Raw genomic sequence first — 21,604 nt, forward strand, 5'->3', positions numbered from 1 at the left:
CTCGTGCTGATGTTCGCCGTCGTGGCCCTGGCGGCAGCCCTCGGCCGCTGACCCGGGCCGTCACCAGGCGAACGCCTCCGGCGAGGGCCCGGGCCCGGGGAAGATCTCGTCGAGGGCGGTGAGCAGCTCCCCGTCCAGCTCAAGGTCCACGGCGCGCAGCGCGGACGCGAGCTGGTCGGCGGTGCGCGGCCCCACGATCGGCCCGGTGACGCCGGGCCGGGTGAGCAGCCAGGCCAGCGCGACCTCGCCGGGTTCCAGGCCGTGCTTGTCGAGCAGGTCCTCGTACGCCTGGACCCGCGCCCGCACGGCGGGGTCGGCGAGCGCGTCGGCCGCCCGGCCCGAGGCCCGGCGCCCGCCCTGGACCTCCTTCTTCAGCGTGCCGCCGAGCAGCCCGCCGTGCAGCGGGGACCAGGGGATGACGCCGAGTCCGTACTCCCGCGCGGCGGGGATGACCTCCATCTCGGCGCGGCGCTCGGCGAGGTTGTACAGGCACTGCTCGCTGACCAGGCCGAGGCTGCCGCGCCGGGCGGCGGTCTCGTTGGCCTGGGCGATCTTGTAGCCGGGGAAATTGGAGGAGCCCGCGTAGAGGACCTTGCCCTGCTGGACGAGGACGTCGACGGCCTGCCAGATCTCCTCGAACGGGGTGTTCCGGTCGATGTGGTGGAACTGGTAGACGTCGATGTGGTCGGTGCCCAGGCGCTTCAGGGAGGCCTCGACGGCGCGGCGGATGCTGACGGCCGAGAGGCGGTCGTGGTTGGGCCAGGCGGCCTCGCCGTCGGCGCTCATGTTCCCGTACACCTTGGTGGCGATCACCGTCTTGTCGCGGCGGCCGCCGCCCTGGGCGAACCAGGTGCCGATGATCTCCTCGGTGCGGCCCTTGTTCTCGCCCCAGCCGTAGACGTTGGCGGTGTCGAAGAAGTTGATGCCCGCGTCGAGCGCGGCGTCCATGATCGCGTGGCTTTCGGCCTCGCCCGTCTGTGGCCCGAAGTTCATCGTGCCGAGGGTGAGGCGGCTGACCTTGAGTCCGGTGCGTCCCAGCTGCGTGTACTTCATGGTCAGCAAGCCAACGGGGTGGAGTGGGCTCTAGGCAAGGGGGGCGGGGTCAGTCGCGGGGGAAGCGAGCGGTGGTGAGGGTGAGTCCGAGAGGGGTGGCGGTGAGGTCGACGTCGTCGCCGTAGGCGATGGGCGGCCACTCCTCCGTGTACGCGCCGTCCTCGGGCCGGGTGTAGACCCGCACCTTGCCTTCGTAAGGGTCGGCGATCAGGTAGACGGCGACCCCGGCCGTGGCATACGCGGTCCGCTTCGGTCCGTAGTCGTTCTCCGCGGTGCCACGGGAGATCACTTCGGCGACGAACTCGACGTCCTCGCACCGCCAGCGATCCTCGCTGTCTGTCTCCGCGTCCTCGACCAGGAGCGCCACATCGCTGCACAGGCCGTTGAGGTGACCGGGGTAGTCGATACGCACGTCGGAGAACACCCGCCTGCGCGGGGGATCGGCGCTGAGCTGCGAAACAATGCACCAGATGGTCTCCCAGCGGGTCGACCGCTGCGGCGTCATGTGGACGCACCCCTCCACGACCTCGATCTTCATTCCTTCGAGGATGGGCAGCCCTTCGAACGCCTCGAACATCGCATCCAGCGTTCGCGTGTTCTCGTCGGCCATCTTGATCCTGTCTTCTACGACGGTCATCGTGGCGCTCCTCCCCGGCCGACGCTCGGTCGAGCGCAGCCGCGCAGTACAACGATACGCACGGCGCCCAGGTCACGTACGGACGTGCGAGCCGCGCCCGCGCGCGGTCACGTTCCGCCCAGCCAGCCCGCCGCGTCCAGGCGGAACGCCTCCGGCGGCACGACCGCGCGCAGGTCGTCCTCCAGCGCGCGTACGCGGTCCGCGCCGAGGGTCCGGGCCCAGTCCGCGCGCAGCTCGTCGAAGAGCGCCGCCGAGCGGGCCAGCGCGTCCAGGCCGCGCGGGGTGAGGCGGACCAGTTTGCGGCGGGCGTCGGACGGGTCGTCGGCGCGCTCCGCGTAGCCGAGGGCGACGAGGCGGTCGACGGTCTTGCCCGCCGCCTGCTTGGTCACGCCGAGGCGGCGGCCGATCTCGCTCGCGGTGGCGCCGTCGGGGCCGACGGCCTGCATCGCGAAGCCGTGCGCGGGGCGCAGGTCCGGGTGGCCCTGGCGGGCGAGTTCGGCGTGCAGGCGGTCGATGAGGGTGCGGAAACCGGCGAAGAGGAGGAGGGGCAGCTCGTATCCGGGGGGCTCCCGGCGGTCTTCGGGAGGCGTCCGGCGGTCTTCGGAGGGCTCGTGCGCGCCGCTGGTCGCGGGGGTGCCCTTCCGCTTTTCGACAACCTGGTTTACCTTCGCCTGGTCCGTCGCTTCGTCAACCATGTTGTCGATTTTAGGGGTCCTCCATGTCCGCCACCGCCACCTCCTCTGCCACCACCGCCACCGCCTTCACCGCCCACACCGTCGAGACCGCGCCGCCCGCCTCCCGGCCCGCCATGGAGGCCGTCACCCGGGCCTTCGGGGAGCTGCCCGACGCCGTCGCCAAGCTCGCCGAGTCGCCCGAACTGCTCACCGGGTTCCTGGAGATGAGCCGGAGCTTCGAGCGCGCCACCCTCGAACCGCTGGCCCGCGAGACCGTGATCATGACCGTAGCCGTGCGCAACGGCTGCTGCGTGTGCGTGGCCCTGCACACCGGCAGGCTCCGCGACCTCGGCGCCGACGCCGCGCTCATCGCCGCCCTGCGCACCGGCGCCGAACTGCCCGCGGACCAGGGCCGCCTGGCCGCCGTACGCCGTTTCGCGCTGCGCGTCCTCGCCACCTCGGGCGGCGTCGACGACACCGACCTGAAGGACTTCCTCGACCACGGCCACACCCGGCGCAACGCCCTTGAGGTCGTCCACGGCATCGGCACGTACACGATGTCCACGCTCGCGAACCGGCTGGTGAGAGCGGTGTGACCGGCACCGCGCCGCCTCAGGGGCGCGTCCCGGCGGGCGGGACGCGCCGTGAATCGGACACGAATTGACGCCGGGTCACGCTCCCGCGTCCAATGGACGGCGCGGTCGACGCGCGGGGTGGTCCGGGGCACTCCGTGGCGGTCGGCCATCGGGGGGCAGACCACACGCCGCGGCGACCGACGCGGCGCGTCCCCCTGTGCCGACTGTGCCGAAGGGGGAGGCGCCGTGATCGAGTTGCGCGTACTGGGAGCCGTGGAGGCGTGGGACGGCGGTGACCGCGTCGACCTGCGCGGGCCCCGCCACCGGGCCGTCCTGGCCCGGCTGCTGATGGCCCGCGGCCGGGTCGTACCGCTGGACCTGCTCATCGGCGACCTGTGGCGGGACACCCCGTCCGAGCGGGCGCTCGGCTCCCTGCGCACCCTCGTCTCCACGCTCCGCAAGGCCCTCGAACCGGGCCGCCCCTCCCGCACCCCGCCCCGTGTCCTCGTCACCGCCCCGCCCGGCTACGCCCTGCGCCTGGACCACGCGGCCGTCGACGCCTGGCGGTTCGAGGACCTGGTCCGGCGGTCCGTGCGGACACCGGCGCCGGACGGGCCCGCCGAGACCCGCGACCGGCTCACCGCAGCGCTCGACCTGTGGCGGGGCGGCGCCTACGCGGAGTTCGCCGCGCAGGACTGGGCCGCGCCCGAGGCCACCCGGCTCACCGAACTGCGGCTGCTGGCCGCCGAACGGCTCGCCGAGGCCGAACTCGCCCTCGGCGCCGCCGCGCGGGTCGTCGCCGACCTGGAGGCGCACACCCGCGCCCACCCCCTGCGCGAGGAGGGCTGGCGCCTGCTCGCCCTCGCCCTCTACCGCACCGGCCGCCAGGCCGACGCCCTCGCCGCCCTGCGCACCGCCCGCACGGTCCTCGCCGACGAGCTGGGCATCGACCCGGGGCTGCCGCTGCGGAACCTGGAGCGGGACATCCTGCGCCAGGAACCGGGGCTGGCCCCTGGCCCCGAGCGGGGGGCGGGTGCGTCGGTGTCTTCGGGGGCGTCGGGGGGCGCGGGTGTGGGCGCGGGTGCGTCTGCCGGTGCCGGTGCGTCTGCGTCTGCGGGTGCCGGTGCGTCTGCGGGTGCCGGTGCGTCTGCGGGTGCCGGTGCGTCTGCGGGTGCGGGTGCGTCTGCGGGTGCGGGTGCGGGCGCCGGTGCCGGTGCCGTCGCGCTTGCGGAGGTGCCCGCGTTGGACGTGTTGGACACGTTGGATGTGGTGGACGGGCCGCGTGTCTCGGGTCTCTCGGCTGTGCCGGGCCTTTCAGGTGCATCGGGTAGGTCAGGCGTACCGGATGTGCTGGGTGTACCGGGCGTGCTGGATGCTCCGGGCCTCGCGGACCTGCCGGAAGCCGGGGCGGCGGACCGTGGTGCCCCCGTCCCCAGTGCCGTCTCCGGTCGCGCCGCCGAGCTGCGGCGCCTCGCCACCGAGGCGCGGTACGCCGCCCAGGGGGCGCTCCGCGTCGCGCTGGTCAGCGGCGCCCCGGGCACCGGCAAGTCCGCGCTCGTCGAGGCGGTGGCCCGGCGGCTGACCGGGCACGGCTGGACGGCCGCCTGGTGCCGGTGCCCGGAGGCGGAGGGCGCCCCCGCCGGGTACCCGTGGGCGGAACTCCTGCGCACGCTCGTCGCCGCCGGGCACGCGCCGCCGCCCGCGCTGCGGCACGCCCTGGCGCCGCTGCTGCACGACGCCCCGGAGCCGCGCGCCGCCGACGTCACCCGCTTCCAGGCGCACACCGCCGCCGGTGCCCACCTCGCGGCGGTGGCCGAGGCGGCACCCCTGGTCCTCGTACTCGAAGACCTGCACCGCGCCGACGACGAGACCCTCGCGCTGCTGCGCCGCCTGCCCGCCGCCCTCGCCGAGCGGCCCGTGCTGCTCCTGGTCACCTACCGCGCCGAGGAGGTCACCGACGCCGCCTGCGCGACGCTCGCCGAACTCGCCCGCCACGAACCGGCCCGCGTCGTCCTCGCGGGCCTCGGCCTCGACGCGGTGGCCGCGCTCGTCCGGGCCGTCACCGGGCGCGGCGCCGACGACCCCGAGCTGGACGCGGACACCATCCGGCTCATCGCCGACCGCACCGGCGGCAACCCGTTCTTCGTCCGCGAGACCGCGCGGCTGCTGCGCGCCGAGGGCGTACGGGCCGCGACCTCCCAAGTGCCCCTGGGCGTCAAGGACGTGATCCGGCGCCGGACGAGCCAGCTCACCCCCTACACGCGTGGCGTGCTCCGCCAGGCCGCCGCCGTCGGCACGGAGGTCGACTTCGATGTCCTGCTGGACATCTGCGCGTCGGAGGCGGCGCCCGGCGGGCCGTCCGACGGCGCGGCGGACGGTGTGGCGCAGGCCCTGGAGGACGCCGTCGAGGAGGCCGTGCGGGCCGGGGTCGTCACCGAACCGGAGCCCGGCCGGGTCCGCTTCGCACACGCCCTGGTGCGCGACACCCTCTACCAGGACGTGTCCCGGCTGCGCCGCGCCCGCTGGCACGCCCGCGCCGCCCGCGCCATCGAACGCCTCCGCCCCGACGACGTGACGGCGCTCGCGCACCACTGCCTGGAGTCGGCGGGCCCCCGCGACGTGCTGCGCGCCGTCCGGCACACGCACGCGGCGGCGGCGCTCGCCCGGCGCCGGTTCGCCCACCGGGAGGCCGCGCAGCTGTGGCGGCGCGCCCTCGCCGCGTACGAACGCCTCGGCACGGTCCCGCTGGTGACCGTCGACGACGGGCCCGACCTCGTCATCGGGCTCGTACGGACCCTCGCGCTCGCCGGGGACGTGCCGACCGCGCGCGCCCAGCAGGCCGCCGCCCTGGAGCACTTCCCGGCCGACGGCGACCCGTACGCCCTGGCCCGTATCGCCACCTGCAACGACGTGCCGGGGCTCTGGTACCACGGCGGCAGCGGCACCGGCGCGGACCGGCGCGTCGTCGACGCCGTCGAGCGGCTGCTGAGGGAACTGCCCGAGGACGAGGAGGAGTTGCGCTGCCGCCTGCTCGCGACGCTCGCCATGGAGCTGGACGGCGTCGGCGGTGAGCGCGGGCGGGGCGCCGCCGCCGACGCCGAGCGGCTCGCCCGCCGCGTCGGCGACCCGCGGCTCCTCGCGCTCGCCCTCAACAGCCAGCTCACGCAGACCTACGGCAGCGCCGGTCTCGCCCCGCGCCGCACCCGGATCGCCGAGGAACTCCTCGCCGTCGCGCGCGGCGCTGGCCTCACCGCGGCGGAGGCCCTCGCCCGCACCGTACTGATGCAGGCGCACGCGGCCCGCGCCGCGTTCCACGAGGCCGACGAGCAGGCCCGCGCCGTGCGGCGGCTCGCCGCCGAGCACGACCTGCCGTCGCTGACCACCGTGCCGATGCTGTACGACGCGCTGCGCGCGGCCGTGGAGCGGCGGTACGACGACGCCGAGCGGGCCTACGCCGCCGCGCGCGACGCCCTCGGCGTGCTCGGCGCCTGGGGCACCGAGCACGCCCTGTACGGGCTCGCCCTGTTCTGCCTGCGGCAGCAGCAGGGGCGGCTCGCCGAGCACCTCGACCTGTCGCGGCGGGCCTTCGCCGACTGCGCGGGCGTCGAGGCCACGCACGTGCTGACGCTGGCCGCCGCCGGGCGCACCGCGCAGGCGCGGGCGCTGGTGCCCGGACTCCTCACCATGCGGCGGGACTTCCTCTACGAGCTGCGGCTCGCCGCGGCGGGGCTCGCCGCAGTGCGCCTCGGGGAGCGGGATGTCGCCGAGGCCGTGTACGAGGAACTGCTCCCGGCCGCCGAGGAGTTGGCGGGGGCGGCGTGCGGGATGGTGACGCTGGGGCCGGTCGCCCAGTTCCTGGGCGAGATCGCGGAGTACCTGGGGCGGGATGACGCCGCCCTCACGCACTACTGCCAGGCGCTGGCGCTGGCCCGGCGGGCCGGGGCCGCCCACTGGGAGGCGGCGGCGCGCGCGGCCCTGTCGGGCATGCCCTCGCGGGGCGCGCCCCAGACCCGCCCCTCCCCGAACTAGGGGCAGCCGCCCCTAGCACCCCGCGCCCTTTCGCCGCTCCGCGCCTCGCCCTCAAACGCCGGGCGGGCTCTGTCTCCCCCACCCGCCCGCCCTTTCCAGGGACTCCGCCCCCGGACCCCCGCCCATCGCCGCTCCGCGGCTCGTCCTCAAGCGCCGGGCGGGCTAGACACAGACCACCCGCCCCGGAGGGGGCGGGTGGGCGGGGAACATCCGCCGCGGTAGCGGCGGATCACGGAGAGCCGAAGACGGCGAGGAGGCGAGACTCAGCCTGCCCGGCGTTTGAGGGCGAGGCGCGGAGCGCCGATGAGGGCGGGGTGCTAGGGGCTGGCCCCTAGTTTCGGGAAAGGGGCGGGTCTGGGGCGCCCCGCGAGGGCCCGCGGCCATACATCGCGCGGCGCAGCACCGCCTCGGCAGGCCCCCGCAGCCCCCACCGCTCCAGCGCCAGCGCCCCGGCGACCGTCACCAGCCACACCCCCGTGGCGAAGAGGACCATCGTCGCGCTGGAGAGGTGGGCGCCGAGCCCGAGGCCCCACGCGGAGAGGAGGGGGGCGAAGAGGAGGGAGTGGGTGAGGTAGCAGGAGAGGGAGCGCTTGCCGACCGCGGAGACGGCGGTGACCGCCAGGTTCCCGCGCCGCCGGGGCCGCCGCGTCCACCAGTGGACGAAGAGGGCGACGGCGGCGACGTAGCCGAGCCCGCCCGCGCTGCCGGTGGCGTCCCGCAGCGCGGTGAGGGCACCCCCCTCGCTCTGCGCGTCGTCCGGCACATCGAGCGCCCCGACGTGCGCGAGCGCCGCGGGCAGCGCCCCCAGCCAGCCCACCGCGACACCCACCACGGCGGTGCGGCGCAGCAGCCGCAGATGGCGGCCCGGATCCTCCAGGATCCGGCGCCGCGCCGCCCAGAAGCCCAGCAGGAACACCAGTGTCCCGCCGCCGACCAGGGACAGCGGCGCCGCCGCGAACGTCACGAACAGGCCGGTCTTGAAGCGGGTGGCGGTGGCGGCGGCCCAGCTGTGCTCGTCCGCCGCGTACGCCGCGGCGCCGGGCTCGGTGTCCGGGTCGCCCAGCGAGCCGACGTCGCCCTGGAGCAGCGCGGTGACCGTCGGCCCCAGCGTGACCACGAGCGCCAGGAGCGCGCTCGCGCCCGCCCACCAGAGCAGCGCGCGCTCGCTGCGGCGCAGGAACAGCCAGCCGACGACGAGGCTCATGACGCCGTAGTAGCCCACGATGTCGCCCGCCATCAGCAGCGTCGCGTGGGTGAGCCCGATCGGAACGAGGAGCAGGCTGCGGCGGCGCAGCAGCCGTACCGCGTCGCGCTCCGAGGCGCCCGCGGCGGTCTGGCGCAGGAACAGCTGCGTCATGCCGTAGCCGAAGAGGAACGCGAAGAGCGGGTAGACGCGCAGGTCCAGCACGGTGATCATGGCGAACTGGGCGGCGTGGTCGAGCGGTCCGCCGTTCACGGGCTGCCAGCCCGACGGCCCGTACGTGGTGGACTTCCACAGGTGGAAGGCGGTGTTGGAGGCCGCGATGAGCAGCAGCATCAGACCGCGCGCCAGGTCGGGCGCGAGGGCCCGGTCGGCGGCCGCGACGCCGGTGGGCGGTGGCGCGCCCGCCGCGGCGCGGGGGGTTCCGTTCGTGGTGTCGGCCGTCATGGCTCGACGCTAGGAAGCGGGGCGGGCGCCGGGCGTCCGCCTTCCGGCTAGGGGCGGGGCGCCTTACGGCTACCGGTGGTTGGCCTTCCGGCCCGCGGCGGCCTACCGGCGGCGCCCCCAGCGGTGACCGTGGTGCCCGTGGTGTCCCGGGCCCCTGGTGCCGCCCCGTGCGGCGGCCCGCGCGGCGTCGCGTTCCGCGCGCCCGGACAGGGCGAGCCGCACCAGGTTCGCCAAGGAGACGAAGCCGCCGGTCACGGAGTCGAAGACGGTGATGAGGACGATGTCCGCCAAGGCCGCCGCGGCGGCCCGCTGCGCCTCGGCGGCGCGCCGCTCGGCCCCGCGCACCCTGTCCCGCGCACCCGTGGACGTCCGCTCGCCCGTGAACCGCCACACCTTCATGGGCTGCCCCCTCGCGTCGGTGGTGGCCAGTCTTCTCCCCCTGTTGGCTGGTTGTCACCGGTTTCCGCCGGAAGGGGAGGGAAGTCCGGCGGGATGCCGTAGGGGGTGGGCGCGGGGTGGCGTAGCGCGTGGCGGTGGAGCTGCGGGGCGTGCGGGCGGCGGCCGTGCGCCGGGGCATGGGCGGGTCGGGGGTGTCTGGCCAAGTTCCCCGTATCGCCGGGGTGTTGTCGGGCGCTACGTTGCGGGGGTGATCACTCGGGGGACACCGCTACGGGGATGCGGAGGAGACACGGATGCGTGAGCGGTGGCAGAAGTTCCTGGAGCAGGGCGACAAGTACGGGGACCAGTGGCAGCGCCCCGGTGAGCAGTGGTCGCGCGAACCCGGCGACGAGTGGCAGCAGTACGTCGACTACTACCTGATGGGCAGCGGCGCGTTCGGCGGTGCCGCGATCCTCGACTCCGAGGGCACCACGCTCGCCGCGTCCCCGGGCTTCCAGGTCTCCCCGAAGCAGGCGTACGTCGTCGGCGAACTCCTGGACGGCGGTGCCCCCGGCGCGCGGGACGGGTCGGTGACGCTCGGCGAGCACACGTACGCCGACCTGGGCGTCGACGGCCGCACGCTGTACGGGTCGAGGGGCGCGGGGCAGCGGGGCCGGGTGCTCGGCCGGGACGCCTTCGTCGGCTTCCTCGCGGCCCGGTCCGCCACGGCGCTGGTCATCGGCGCCCATGTGGAGGGCCAGCCGCGCGACGACGCCGCCCGGGTCCTCGACAAGTTCGTGGACCGCCTGGTCAAGAAGGGGCTGTGACACCGCCGTTCGCGCGGTAGCGGCCCGGCGTCGTGCCGAACGCCCGAGTGAACGCGTGCGACAGGGCGTACGGAGAGCCGTAGCCGACCTGCCGCGCGACGGCCGCGAGCGGGGCGTCGCCCGCGCGCAGCAGCGCCGCCGCGCGCGTCATCCGCCACCACGTCAGGTACGCCATGGGCGGCCGCCCCACCAGCGCCGTGAACCGCCGGGTGAGCGTCGCCCGGGAGACCCCGGCGCGGGCGGCGAGCCGCGCGGTGGTCCAGGGGCGGGCGGGGTCCTCGTGCAGCAGGCGCAGGGCCGCCGCCACCGCCGGGTCCTGGAGCGCGCCCGCCCAGCCCGCCGCGCCCCCGGCCGCCCGCTCCGCCGCCCAGGCCCGCACCAGGTACACCAGGAGCAGGTCGAGCAGGCCCGGTACGGCGATGCAGCCGCCGGGCCGGGGGCCCGCGGTCTCGGCGGCCAACAGGCCGATGGCCGAGCGGAGTTCGGGGTGGCTGCCGGGGCGGTGCGGCAGGTGGACGACGTCGGGCAGCTCGGTGAGCAGCGGGTGCGGGTGGCTGCGGTCGAAGCGGTACTTGCCGCAGAGCACCTCGACCGGGGCGACGGAGCCGCCCCCGTCGCCCCGCGCACCGACACCGCCGTCACCGCCGTCATCGCCGACACCGCCGACACCGCCGACACCACTGTCACCGCCACCACCGCCGTCGGCCCGCGCGCCCCCGCCCACGCCCGCGCCCCCGTCTTCGAGCCACCGCTCGAACGGCACCGCGTGCCCGGCCGTGTCCCGGTCCGCCGTCATGTCCGCCAGGACGTGGCCCGAGCCGTGCGGCAGCAGCAGCACATCGCCCGCGCCCAGCGTGACCGGCGGCCCGTCGTCGGGCAGCAGTCGGCAGCTGCCCTCCAGGACGGCGTGGAACCCGGCGCCCTCGTACGGCGCGAGCCGCGTGCACCAACGCCCGGCGACCCGGGCGCGGTTCACCACCGGCCGCCCCGTGCGGACGGCCGCGATCGCGTCGCTCACCACATCCATGGCCCCAGCCTAGGCGAGCCGGTGAGCCGCTCGCGTATCCACATGAGTCAGGCGCGCATTGAGACGCTCACTCGCTCCCCCCTAGCGTGAGCGGACGTTACGCGAGACATGCGAGACACGTGAGACACGTGAGAGAAGGGGGGCCGCCGTGGGAGACGCGTCGCGGTTCATGCTGGGGGACGTCGAGGTCATCCGGATCGAGGAGCTGCGGGGGCGCTTCGGACCGGCCCGCGCGCTGGTGCCGGACCTGCCGGAGGAGCTGTGGCGGGCGCACCAGGACTGGCTCGTACCGGACTTCTGGGACCCGGCCCCCGAAGGACGGGCGGCCTCCGAAGGGCAGACGGCCCCCGAAGGACAAGCGGCCCCCGAAAGCCAGGGCGGCGGCGACGCCGTGGTGGGTGTCGTCCAGACCTGGGTGCTGCGCAGCGAGGGCCGCGTCGTCCTCGTCGACACCGGCGTCGGCGACGGCCGCGAGCGGCCGGGGCGGCCCCTCTTCCACCGCCTGCGCACCGGCTTCCTGGACCGCCTTGCCGCCGCCGGAGTGCGCCCCGAGGACGTGGACGTCGTCGTGAACACCCATCTGCACGGCGACCACGTGGGCTGGAACACCCGCGAGCACGACGGCGCGTGGGTACCGGCCTTCCCCGCGCCCGCTATCTGCTGCCCGCCGCCGACCACGCCTACTTCGGCCCCGGCGGCGGTTCCGCCCGGAGCGCGGACCAGCTGCCGTTCTTCGCCGAGAGCGTCGAGCCGGTGGTGCGCGCGGGCCAGGCCGTGCTGTGGCGGGACGCGTACCGTGTCGACGCCCACCTCACCCTCGAAGCGGCCCCCGGCCACACCCCCGGCTCGGCGGTCCTCCGCCTGGCCTCCGGCACCGATCGCGCGGTGTTCGTCGGCGACGTCCTGCACACCCCCCTGCAGATCCTCGCCCCCGACTGCGGCACCTGCCTGTGCGAGGACCCGAGGGCGGCGGCCGCCACCCGCCGCCGGGTCCTCCAGCGCGCGGCCGACGAGCGGGAACTGGTGATCCCGGCCCACTTCGGGGGCCCGGGGGTCGCGGAGGTCCGCAGGCGGGGCGACGCGTTCGCGATCCACCGCTGGGGGCCCGCTCAGGGGAGCGGCACGTCCCCCATGCCCCACCCCTGAGCCAGCGCCAGCGCGAACGCGTCGGCCAGCTTCCGCTCGCCGCTCTGGTTGGGGTGCGTCCCGTCGTACGTGTCGGCCGAGATGTCGTACGACGCCGGAGGCGGCACCAGCAGCACCGGCGAGGCGGGCGTGTCGAGGTCGGCGACGGCCTTGGCCAGCAGCTCGTTGAAGAGGGCGACCTCGGCGGCGAACGCCGGGTCGGACGCCGCCCGCACGTTGGGGATCACCGGCAGCACGGCGGCCGCGACCCGCGGGTTGCCCTCGCGGGCGGCGGCGAAGAAGCGGCGGACGCTGTCCGTGGTCTGCGCGGCGTCGGTGTAGAAGCCGAGGTCTATCAGGCCGAGGGAGACGAGCAGCACGTCCGCGCGCTCCTTGGCGACGGTCTCGCCGATCAGCGGAGCCATGTGCAGCCAGCCCTCGCCCCAGCCCGCCAAGTGGCGGCGGGGGAAGTCCGGTTCGGCGTACGCGTACGACGTGGGCGCGTCCGCGGCCTTGTCGTACAGGGCCTCGCGGGGGCCGACGACCTTGAAGGGCTCGCCGAGGGTGGCGCACAGGTGCCGCCACATCCAGTGGCGCCAGGTGTGTTCCCCGGCGCTTCCGATGGTCATCGAGTCGCCGACGAACATGAACCTGAGCATCCGCTCATCATCGCGGACGCGCCGGGGCGGCGGCGATGTGAGCCTGGACACCTGGCGACGGGCGGCGGGGTGGCAGGCTTGAGCCATGGGTTCTTCGAGGGTGTGGGCGGCCGCGGCCGCGGTGGTCCTGTGCGCGGCGGCGACCGGCCCGGCCGCGGCCGACGGCAAGCCGGGCAACGACGGCTTCACCATCAAGGACCCGAGGATCACCGAGTCCAGCGGCCTGGTCGCGTCCCGCGCCCACCCCGGCGTCTACTGGACCCACAACGACCAGGACAAGGGCGCCTACCTGTACGCGGTCGACTCCAGGACCGGTGAGATCGTCGCCAGGATCACGATGACGGGCGTGGGCACCCCGCGTGACGTGGAGGCCATCTCCATCGGCCCGGACGGCGACCTGTACGTGGGTGACATCGGTGACAACTTCCACGGCAAGTGGTCCTTCGTGTGGGTCTACAAGCTGCCCGAGCCGAAGACGCTCAAGGACCAGACGGTCCGCGCCACGCAGTACGTGGTGAAGTACGACGACGGGCCGCGCGACGCGGAGGCGCTGATGGTCCACCCGAGGACCGGGCGGATCTACATCGCCGACAAGCAGGAGGACGGCGGCTCCCTGTACGAGGGCCCGGCGCGGATGTCGACGTCGGGCACGAATGTGTTCCGGCGGGTCGCCGCCACCGACCTGTGGGTCACCGACGGCGCCTTCTCGCCCGACGGCAAGCGCCTTGCCCTGCGCGGGTACTTCGGCGGGGTGTCGTACGCCTGGAAGGGCCCCGGGAAGATCAAGCGCCTGGGCCGTCTGAGCGTGCCGCTCCAGCGGCAGGGCGAGTCGCTGGCGTACAGCCCCGACGGGAGCCGACTGATGTTCGGCACCGAGGGCGTCGAGAGCGACGTCGAGGCCCGCGAGGTCAAGAAGGGCGGGGGCGTCGCCTCGTCGTCCGGCGGGGGCTCCGGCGGGGGCGACGGGATGAGCGGCGGGGTGAAGGGCGCGGTGGCGCTGGGGGCCGTGGTGCTCGCGGTGCTCGGCCTGAAGCGGGTGTTCCGCAGGCGGGGCTGACCCCTACGCCGGGGCGGCGGCCCCCGTGGCGTCCCCGGCGACCCCGGCGGCGGCCGTGGCGCGCTGCCGTACGAGGACGTCGAGCCCGTCCAGGATGCGCTGGAGCCCGAACTCGAAGTGGTCGAAGTCCGGGCCGAAGGCCTCCTCGGAGAGCCCGGCGACCAGCGGGTAGCGCCCGCTGCGCATGACCTCCTCCAGGACGGGCCCCTGGGCCTCCCAGAACGCCTCGGTCGTCACCCCGGAGTCGCGCTCCGCCTCCACCTCGTGCACCTGCACGCGGGCGACCCCGGAGACGTACCCCTCGACCATCAGCAGCACCGAGATCAGCTCGGGGTCGCTCAGGCCGGTCGGCTTGATGCGGGCGAGGACCTTCTCCAGGCCGCCGACGGCGCTCGGGCCGAGCACCGGCCGGGCCTGGTTGACGTGCAGCAGCCAGGGGTGGGCCTGGTAGCGGGCGAGGGTCTCTCGGGCGTACGCCTCGACGCCCGCGCGCCAGCCGTCGGCGACGGGGGCCTCGTCGCCGCCCGGCGCCTGGACGTGGTTGAGCATCAGGTCGAGCAGCTCGGCCTTGCCGGGCACGTACCGGTACAGCGACATCGTGCCCGTGCCCAGCTCCTGGGACAGGCGGCGCATGGAGACGGCGGCGATGCCCTCGGCGTCGGCGAGGCGCACGGCGGCGGTGACGATCCGGTCCAGGGTCAGTCCCGGCTTGGGGCCGCGGGTGGGGCGCTCGCCGCCGCCCCACATCAGTTCGAGGCTGCGCGTGATGTCGCCGCTGCCGCTGGTCTCTGTGGTCGCCATGGATCTCACGATAAGCCCTGCGCCATAAACTGAGTACGCTGTACGCTCTATCGGGTACGGTGTACTCAGTGCGGCGTACTCGGTACGGCGTGCTCGGTACGGGTGCGACGAGGCGGAGCGGAACGGGTGGAGGAGAGGCGATGAGCGACGGCGACCACGGCGCGCAGCACGGCGAGTACGCCGTGCGGGCCCGGGGCCTGACGAAGCGGTACGGGGACAAGAAGGCGCTGGACGGCTTCGACCTGACCGTGCGGCACGGCACGGTGCACGGCCTGCTCGGGCCGAACGGCGCGGGCAAGACCACGGCGGTGCGCATCCTGTCGACGCTGATCCGGCTCGACGGCGGCGAGGCGGCCGTGGGCGGCGCCGACGTGGTCCGCGAGCCGGGCCTGGTGCGCGGCCGCATCGGCCTGACGGGCCAGTACGCGGCGGTGGACGAGGTCCTCACGGGGCGGCAGAACCTGGAGATGTTCGGCCGCCTCTTCCACCTGGGCGCCCGCGGGGCCGCGCGCCGGGCGGCCGAACTGCTCGAACAGTTCGGCCTCACGGCGGCGGCCGACAAGGGCGCGGGCCAGTACAGCGGCGGCATGCGGCGCCGCCTCGACCTGGCCGCGTCGATGATCCTCGCGCCGTCCGTGCTGTTCCTGGACGAGCCGACGACGGGCCTCGACCCGCGCAGCCGCAGCGAGGTCTGGGAGTCCGTACGGGACCTGGTCGCGGGCGGCACGAGCGTGCTCCTCACCACGCAGTACCTGGAGGAGGCCGACCGGCTCGCCTCCCGCATCACCGTCATCGACCAGGGCCGCGCCATCGCCGACGACACCCCCGACGGCCTCAAGGCGACGGTCGGCGGCAGCCAGCTCGAGGTCGTCGTCAGCGAGGCCGCCGACCTCCCGGCGGCGGTGAAGGCGGTGGCCAGGGTCGCCGACGGCGAGCCGGAGACGGTCGACGCCCAGCGGCGCGTGCGGGCGGCGGTCACCGACCGCGTCGGGGCCCTCGCGGACACCGCGCGCACCCTGCGCGACGAGGGCGTCGCCGTGGAGGACATCGGCCTCAGGCGCCCCAGCCTGGACGACGTGTTCCTGAAGCTGACCGGGGCGGCGACCGCCGCCGGGACGCCCGACGGCGAGAAGGAGGCGGCATGAGCGACGTACTGACGGGCGGCGGCCCGGCCCTCGACCCGGCCCCGGGGGCCCCGGCCCTCGACCCGGCCCCGGCCGCGCACGGCCGCGCCTACTGGGCCCTGTCCGACACCCTGAACATCACCCGCCGCTATCTGACCCACTTCCAGCGCCAGCCCGTCACCATCGTGTGGCAGCTGGGCTTCCCCATCATCAGCGTGCTCCTGTACGGCTTCGTCTTCGGCGAGGCCATGAAGGTGCCCGGCGACGAGGGGGACTACAAGGACTTCCTGATGCCCGGCATGTTCGTGATGACGATGGCCTTCGGCTTCATGAACACCGCGATGGGCGTGGTCACCGACGCCTCCAAGGGCGTCATCGACCGCTTCCGGTCCATGCCGATGGCGCCGTCCGCCGTCGCCGCCGGGCGCGGTGTCGCCGACCTCGTCGTGGCCTGCGCCGAGCTGACCATCCTCGCGCTCACCGCGCTCGCCATCGGCTGGCGCCCCGACAACGGCGCCCTGAACGGCCTCGCCGCCTTCGCCCTGCTGCTGCTCCTGCGGTTCAGCCTGATCTGGGTCGGGGTGTGGCTGGGGCTCGTGGTGCCCTCACCGGAGGCCGCGGGCGGCCTGTACGCGGTCGCCTTCCCGCTCACCATGATCTCCAGCGTGTTCGTGGCGCCCTCCCTGATGCCGGACTGGCTGGGGCCCGTCGCCGCCTGGAACCCGGTGTCGTCCACGGGTACGGCGGCCCGCGAGCTGTTCGGCAATCCGGGCGCGGGCGGCTCCAGTTGGGTCGAGCAGCACGCCGTGCTCATGGCGGTGGTGTGGCCGCTGGTGGTGACGGCGGTGTTCCTGCCGCTGGCGGTGCGCAGGTTCCGGGCGCTGAGCCGCTGACGTACGCGTACTCATACTCGTACGCGTCCTCGCACGACAGGGGGCCCGGCGCGTCCTGCGCCGGGCCCCCTGTGTGCCGTCTCGTGGCCGCTTACAGCTTCTCGATCACGTAGTCCACGCAGCGCGTGAGGGCCTCGACGTCCGCCGGGTCGACGGCCGGGAACATGGCGACGCGGAGCTGGTTGCGGCCCAGCTTGCGGTACGGCTCGGTGTCCACGATGCCGTTGGCGCGCAGCGCCTTCGCGACGGCCGCCGCGTCGATCTCCTCGGCGAAGTCGATGGTGCCGATGACCTGCGAGCGCTTGGCCGGGTCCGTGACGAACGGCGTGGCGTGCTGGGAGTTCTCCGCCCACGTGTACAGGCGCGTCGAGCTGTCCTTCGTACGGGCCGTGGACCAGTCCAGGCCGCCCTGGCCGTTGATCCAGTCCAGCTGCTCGGCGAGCAGGAAGAGCGTGGCGAGCGCCGGGGTGTTGTACGTCTGGTTCTTGCGGGAGTTGTCGATGGCCGTGGGCAGGCTGAAGAACTCCGGGACGTGGCGGCCGGAGGCGTGCACCCGCTCGGCGCGCTCGATCGCGGCGGGCGAGAACACGCCGATCCACAGGCCGCCGTCGGACGCGAACGACTTCTGCGGCGCGAAGTAGTACACGTCGGTCTGCGCGATGTCGACGGGCAGGCCGCCCGCGCCGGACGTGGCGTCGACCAGGACGAGCGCGCCCTCGTCGGCGTCCGCCACCCGCTGGATGGGCGCGGCGACACCGGTGGAGGTCTCGTTGTGCGTGAACGCGTAGACGTCCACGCCCTCTTCGGCCTTCGGCTCGGGGTGCGTGCCCGGCTCCGAGCCGATGACCGTGGGCTCCGCGAGCCACGGCGCGAGCTTGGCCGCCTTCGCGAACTTGGAGCTGAACTCGCCGAACGACAGGTGCTGCGACTTGCTCTCGATCACCCCGTGCGTCGCGATGTCCCAGAACGCGGTGGAGCCGCCGTTGCCGAGGACGACCTCGTAGCCGTCCGGCAGCCGGAACAGGTCGCGGACGCCTTCGCGGACGCGGCCCACCAGGTTCTTCACCGGGGCCTGGCGGTGCGACGTGCCGAGCAGGGAGGTGCCGGTGGCGGCGAGGGCGGCCAGGGCGTCGGGGCGCACCTTGGAGGGGCCCGCGCCGAAGCGGCCGTCGGTGGGTTTGATGTCTGCGGGGATCTCGATCTCAGCCACGGCTTGAGCGTAGCTGTTCTGGGGGTGTCGGTGGCCCCGCCGTCCACCCCGCGAGACGCCCCGTCCCGGGGCCCCTCTCCCACCCGCCCACCCGTGGCTCCCTGGCGATGGGGCACCCCCTCCCGCGGGGGTACGCCGCCGTCGGCGTCCGCGGCGTGCGTCGTGGGTTCCTTCCCACCCGCCCACCCGTGGCTCCCTGGTGGAGCGGGCACCCCCTCCCGTGGGCCTGCTCCGCCGCTGGCGGCCGCGGCGTTCGGCGCGGATTCTTTCCCGTCCGGCGTCCACGGCCGGTGTCAGCTGCCGCAGCTCTGAGCTGGTCAGTTCTCGGACGTGGCCCTCCACGCAGCGGTGACACATCCTTCCTCCCAGTGCCACCACTCTTGGGCCTCGCCGTGCACCAAGAGCTTCCGAATCCGGAGCAGGTCCGCATCCGGAGGGACGTCGAGGGCCACCATCCGGAACTGCTCAACCCCCTCGCCCGTCGTACCGAGCCGGTGAAAAGCCTTCAGCACGGTTTGCCGAGCGGCGGCCGAGCCGCCGTCCTTCGTGACGATCAACCTGATGGTGCAGTTCTCCGAAGCCCGTACCGTCTCGCCAGCCCAGTAGACGCCTTCGTCGTCGACGTCCACACGGATGATGTCGTCGCTGGCGACACCGCGCACGAACCATGGGGTGTTGTCCAAGCGCACGGTGCCGTCGCCGAGGTCGACCGCCCAAAGGCTCTCCACACTCACCGGAGGCCAGCCGTCCTCATCTGCCTCCAGCCGGAAGTGGACCTTTGTGTGGTCATCCCTGATCTTCGTCACCGCACCATCATCCACAGCCGCCGTGTCTCGGGAGGTCGCCGAGCGTTCGAGGGCCAGCGCGCAGTGCGGCGGATCCAGCCCGTCCGGCGTTTGAGGACGAGCGCGGAGCGCGATTGATTGAGCCTGCCCGGCGTTTGAGGGCGAGGTGCGGAGCGCCGATGAGAGGTGGGGGTGCCAGGGGCGGGCCCCCTGGTTCGGGAAGGGGTGGGGCTGGGGCGTCCCGCGAGGGCACCCGGGGCAGCCTGGTGGCATGGGTACCGCAGAGGACTTGGTCAGGGCGCTGCGCCGCACCGTGGCGGGCGACGTCGATCCGTCGGCCACGGCCAGGGCGCTGGCCACGATGGACGCCTCCAACTATCGGAGGGTCCCGACGGCCGTCGTGGCCCCGAGGGACGCGGCCGACGTCACGGCGGCCCTGGAGACCTGCCGCGCGCACGCCACCCCCGTCGTACCCGGGGCGCCGCCACCTCCATCGCCGGACAGGCGACCGGCACCGGCGTCGTCCTGGACTTCACCCGGCACATGAACGGCATCGTGGACCTGGACCCGGCGGCGCGCACGGCCCGCGTCCAGCCGGGGCTCGTGCTGGACGCGCTGCGGGCCGCCGCCGCACCGCACGGCCTGACCTTCGGCCCCGACCCCTCCACCCACAGCCGCTGCACCCTCGGCGGCATGATCGGCAACAACTCCTGCGGCTCCCACTCGGTGGCCTGGGGGACGACCGCCGACAACGTCGAGGAGCTGACGGTCGTCAAGGCCGGGGGCGGGGACCCGGTCACCCTGCGCCGCGGCGGCTGGGACGGCGCCCCGGCCGGGCTGCGCGCCCTCGTCGAGGGCGACCTCGCCGCGCTCCGCACCGGCTTCCCCGACCTGCCCCGCCGCATCTCCGGCTACGCCCTGGACGCCCTGCTCCCCGAACGCGGCCCCGACCTGCCCCGCTTCCTGTGCGGCAGCGAAGGCACCCTCGCCGTGGTCACGGAAGCCGTGGTCCGCCTCGTGGAGGCGCCGCGCGCCCGCGCGCTAGCCGTGCTCGGGTACGCCGACGAGAGCGCGGCGGCCGAAGCGGCACCGGGGCTGCTGCCCCACCGCCCGCTCACCGTCGAGGGCATGGCCGCCGACCTCGTACGGAACGCGGAGGGCCTGCCCAAGGGCGGCGCCTGGCTGTTCGTGGAGACCGGCGGCGGCACGCCCCGGCAGGCGCGGGCGCGGGCCGACGCGATCGTCCGGGACGCCGACTGCGTGGCCGCCGCCGTCGTCACCGACCCGGCGGCGCGGCGCGCCCTGTGGCGGGTCCGCGAGGACGCCGCGGGCACCGCCACCCGCATGGCCGATGGCAGCGAGGCGTGGCCCGGCTGGGAGGACTGCGCGGTGCCGCCCGCCCGCCTCGGCCCCTACCTGCGGGAGTTCCGCGCGCTGCTCGCCGAGCACGGCCTGCGCGGCACCCCTTACGGGCACTTCGGTGACGGCTGCGTCCATGTGCGCGTCGACTTCGACCTGCTGACGCCGCCCGGCGTGGCCCGCTTCCGGCGGTTCTCCGAGGACGTCGCGGACCTCGTCGTCGCGCACGGCGGCTCGCTGTCCGGGGAGCACGGCGACGGGCAGGCCCGCGCGGAGCTGCTGCCGAGGATGTACGGGCCGGACCTGGTCCGGCTCTTCGAGCGGGCCAAGGACCTGTGGGACCCGTCCGGCACCCTCAACCCGGGCATGCTCGTCCGCCCCGCGCCCCTCGACGCGAACCTCCGCTTCGCGCTCCTGCCCCGCGACCCGGTGCCGGTCGCCTTCGGCTACCCCCACGACGGCGGTGACTTCTCCGCCGCCGTACGCCGCTGCGTGGGCGTCGCCAAGTGCCGTACGGCGACGGCCGCGTCCGGCGGCGGCGTGATGTGCCCGTCCTTCCGCGCCACCGGCGAGGAGCGGCACTCCACGCGCGGCCGCGCCCGGCTGCTGCACGAGATGCTGGCGGGCGAGGTCGTCACCGGCGGCTGGCGCTCCCCGGAGGTCCGCGACGCCCTCGACCTGTGCCTGTCCTGCAAGGGCTGCCGGTCCGACTGCCCGGTGGGCGTCGACATGGCCACGTACAAGGCGGAGTTCCTGCACCAGCACTACCGGGGCAGGCGGCGGCCCGCCGCGCACTACGCCCTGGGCTGGCTGCCGCGCTGGCTGCGCGCCGTCGCGGCGACCCGCACCGCCCGCCTGGTCAACGCCCTCGCCGCCGTGGGCCCCCTCGCCGCGCTCGGCAAGCGGCTCGGCGGCCTCGAACCGCGCCGCCCGCTGCCGCGCCTGGCACCGCGCACCTTCCGCCAGTGGTGGCGCTCCCGCCCCGCGCGGCCCGGCACCGGGCGCACCGTCGTGCTGTGGCCCGACACCTTCACCGACCACCTGTCGCCGTCCGTCGCCCGGTCCGCCGTACGCGTCCTGGAGGCGGCGGGGCTCACGGTCCGGGTGCCGCCGACGGGGGTGTGCTGCGGGCTCACGTACGTGTCGACGGGGCAGCTCGACCGGGCGCGGGCCGTGCAGCGGCGCACCCTTGAGCGGCTGCGGCCCGCCCTGGAGGCGGGCCTCGCGGTGGTCGTCCTGGAGCCGAGCTGCGCCGCCGCCCTGAAGACGGACCTGGTGGAACTCGTCGGCACGGACGAGGCGCGCGCCCTCGCCGCGTCGGTGCGGACCTTCGCCCAGGCCCTGGAGGAGTACGCGCCGCACTGGCGCCCGCCGCGCGTCGACCGGCCGGTGGCGGGCCAGACCCACTGCCACCAGCACGCCGTCCTCGGCGACGCGGCCGAGCGGCGGCTGCGCGCGGCGGCGGGCCTCGACGGCGAGCTGTCCGGCGGCTGCTGCGGCCTCGCGGGCAACTTCGGTTTCGAGCCAGGTCACTACGAGGTGTCGGCGGCCTGCGCCGAGGAGCAGCTGCTGCCGTCGGTGCGCCAGGCGCCGCCCGGCACCCAGGTGCTGGCCGACGGCTACTCGTGCCGTACGCAACTGGAGCAGCTGGCGGGGGTGTGGGGCCGTCACCTGGCGGAAGTCCTGGCGGAGGCCCTGGGACAGGCCCCAGGGGACGGGCGCGACTGACCTGCCCCCGCCGTG

At 75.0% G+C, this 21,604-nt stretch carries 16 protein-coding genes and 2 pseudogenes; 8 read left to right on the top strand and 10 right to left on the bottom strand.

Features of this window, described 5'->3' with window-relative positions; all coding sequences use genetic code 11:
- Positions 1 to 60 precede the first annotated feature (60 nt).
- From ACOBQU_RS21425 to ACOBQU_RS21435, 3 genes are all read right to left on the bottom strand, one after another.
- Positions 61 to 1,053, bottom strand: a complete 993-nt coding sequence (locus ACOBQU_RS21425) for an aldo/keto reductase (protein ID WP_423628932.1) — start codon at positions 1,051 to 1,053, stop codon at positions 61 to 63.
- Positions 1,054 to 1,102: 49 nt separating this feature from the next.
- On the bottom strand, positions 1,103 to 1,690 hold the full coding sequence (locus ACOBQU_RS21430) for a Uma2 family endonuclease (protein ID WP_423628933.1): 588 nt from the start codon (positions 1,688 to 1,690) through the stop codon (positions 1,103 to 1,105).
- 107 nt (positions 1,691 to 1,797) lie between these two features.
- Positions 1,798 to 2,394, bottom strand: a complete 597-nt coding sequence (locus tag ACOBQU_RS21435) for a MarR family winged helix-turn-helix transcriptional regulator (protein ID WP_423634625.1) — start codon at positions 2,392 to 2,394, stop codon at positions 1,798 to 1,800.
- Positions 2,395 to 2,408: 14 nt separating this feature from the next.
- Here ACOBQU_RS21435 and ACOBQU_RS21440 point away from each other — a divergent pair, with 14 nt between their 5' ends.
- Positions 2,409 to 2,960, top strand: coding sequence for a carboxymuconolactone decarboxylase family protein (locus tag ACOBQU_RS21440; RefSeq protein WP_423628934.1), 552 nt, complete (start codon positions 2,409 to 2,411; stop codon positions 2,958 to 2,960).
- A gap of 225 nt (positions 2,961 to 3,185) precedes the next feature.
- A complete protein-coding gene (locus ACOBQU_RS21445) occupies positions 3,186 to 6,968 on the top strand; it encodes a BTAD domain-containing putative transcriptional regulator (RefSeq protein ID WP_423628935.1) in 3,783 nt (1,260 codons plus the stop codon).
- Between the two features lie 331 nt (positions 6,969 to 7,299).
- Here ACOBQU_RS21445 and ACOBQU_RS21450 read toward each other — a convergent pair whose 3' ends face one another.
- Positions 7,300 to 8,616, bottom strand: a complete 1,317-nt coding sequence (locus ACOBQU_RS21450) for a DUF418 domain-containing protein (RefSeq protein WP_423628936.1) — start codon at positions 8,614 to 8,616, stop codon at positions 7,300 to 7,302.
- Between the two features lie 102 nt (positions 8,617 to 8,718).
- Positions 8,719 to 9,015 (bottom strand): hypothetical protein, encoded by a 297-nt coding sequence (locus tag ACOBQU_RS21455; RefSeq protein WP_423628937.1) that lies wholly within the window; start codon positions 9,013 to 9,015, stop codon positions 8,719 to 8,721.
- Between the two features lie 293 nt (positions 9,016 to 9,308).
- Here ACOBQU_RS21455 and ACOBQU_RS21460 point away from each other — a divergent pair, with 293 nt between their 5' ends.
- Positions 9,309 to 9,821 carry a profilin gene (locus ACOBQU_RS21460; protein WP_423628938.1) on the top strand — a complete coding sequence of 171 codons (513 nt, stop codon included), beginning with the start codon at positions 9,309 to 9,311 and terminating at the stop codon, positions 9,819 to 9,821.
- On the opposite strand, the gene ACOBQU_RS21465 is transcribed toward ACOBQU_RS21460, so the two are convergent.
- Positions 9,805 to 10,848: an AraC family transcriptional regulator gene (locus tag ACOBQU_RS21465; RefSeq protein WP_423628939.1), complete on the bottom strand. Its 1,044-nt coding sequence runs from the start codon at positions 10,846 to 10,848 to the stop codon at positions 9,805 to 9,807. The two genes, ACOBQU_RS21460 and ACOBQU_RS21465, sit on opposite strands and share 17 nt — an antisense overlap.
- A 169-nt stretch (positions 10,849 to 11,017) precedes the next feature.
- Here ACOBQU_RS21465 and ACOBQU_RS21470 point away from each other — a divergent pair.
- Positions 11,018 to 11,994: pseudogene (locus tag ACOBQU_RS21470) on the top strand (MBL fold metallo-hydrolase).
- Here the strand turns inward: ACOBQU_RS21470 and ACOBQU_RS21475 are convergent.
- Complete coding sequence (locus tag ACOBQU_RS21475; protein WP_423628940.1) at positions 11,958 to 12,632, bottom strand: GDSL-type esterase/lipase family protein; 675 nt, start codon at positions 12,630 to 12,632, stop codon at positions 11,958 to 11,960. The pseudogene ACOBQU_RS21470 and the gene ACOBQU_RS21475 overlap by 37 nt on opposite strands.
- Before the next feature lie 85 nt (positions 12,633 to 12,717).
- Between ACOBQU_RS21475 and ACOBQU_RS21480 the strand changes: the two genes are divergently transcribed.
- Positions 12,718 to 13,689 carry a WD40 repeat domain-containing protein gene (locus ACOBQU_RS21480; protein WP_423628941.1) on the top strand — a complete coding sequence of 324 codons (972 nt, stop codon included), beginning with the start codon at positions 12,718 to 12,720 and terminating at the stop codon, positions 13,687 to 13,689.
- 3 nt (positions 13,690 to 13,692) lie between these two features.
- On the opposite strand, the gene ACOBQU_RS21485 is transcribed toward ACOBQU_RS21480, so the two are convergent.
- Positions 13,693 to 14,490 (bottom strand): TetR/AcrR family transcriptional regulator, encoded by a 798-nt coding sequence (locus ACOBQU_RS21485; protein ID WP_423628942.1) that lies wholly within the window; start codon positions 14,488 to 14,490, stop codon positions 13,693 to 13,695.
- A 140-nt stretch (positions 14,491 to 14,630) separates the two neighbouring features.
- Here ACOBQU_RS21485 and ACOBQU_RS21490 point away from each other — a divergent pair, with 140 nt between their 5' ends.
- Positions 14,631 to 15,635 carry an ATP-binding cassette domain-containing protein gene (locus tag ACOBQU_RS21490; protein WP_423628943.1) on the top strand — a complete coding sequence of 335 codons (1,005 nt, stop codon included), beginning with the start codon at positions 14,631 to 14,633 and terminating at the stop codon, positions 15,633 to 15,635.
- Entirely contained in the window at positions 15,632 to 16,507 is an 876-nt protein-coding gene (locus ACOBQU_RS21495; RefSeq protein WP_423628944.1) for an ABC transporter permease, read from the top strand. The genes ACOBQU_RS21490 and ACOBQU_RS21495 overlap by 4 nt, the downstream gene beginning before the upstream one ends.
- A gap of 91 nt (positions 16,508 to 16,598) precedes the next feature.
- Here the strand turns inward: ACOBQU_RS21495 and serC are convergent, their stop codons facing one another.
- Together serC and ACOBQU_RS21505 are read right to left on the bottom strand one after the other, a co-directional pair.
- Positions 16,599 to 17,717: a phosphoserine transaminase gene (gene serC, locus ACOBQU_RS21500; protein ID WP_423628945.1), complete on the bottom strand. Its 1,119-nt coding sequence runs from the start codon at positions 17,715 to 17,717 to the stop codon at positions 16,599 to 16,601.
- 317 nt (positions 17,718 to 18,034) lie between these two features.
- On the bottom strand, positions 18,035 to 18,523 hold the full coding sequence (locus tag ACOBQU_RS21505; RefSeq protein ID WP_423628946.1) for a DUF4265 domain-containing protein: 489 nt from the start codon (positions 18,521 to 18,523) through the stop codon (positions 18,035 to 18,037).
- A gap of 250 nt (positions 18,524 to 18,773) precedes the next feature.
- Here ACOBQU_RS21505 and ACOBQU_RS21510 point away from each other — a divergent pair.
- Positions 18,774 to 21,589: pseudogene (locus ACOBQU_RS21510) on the top strand (FAD-binding and (Fe-S)-binding domain-containing protein).
- The last annotated feature ends 15 nt before the right edge of the window (positions 21,590 to 21,604 follow it).

The organism is Streptomyces sp. G45 (assembly GCF_049542095.1).
Lineage (GTDB): Bacteria > Actinomycetota > Actinomycetes > Streptomycetales > Streptomycetaceae > Streptomyces.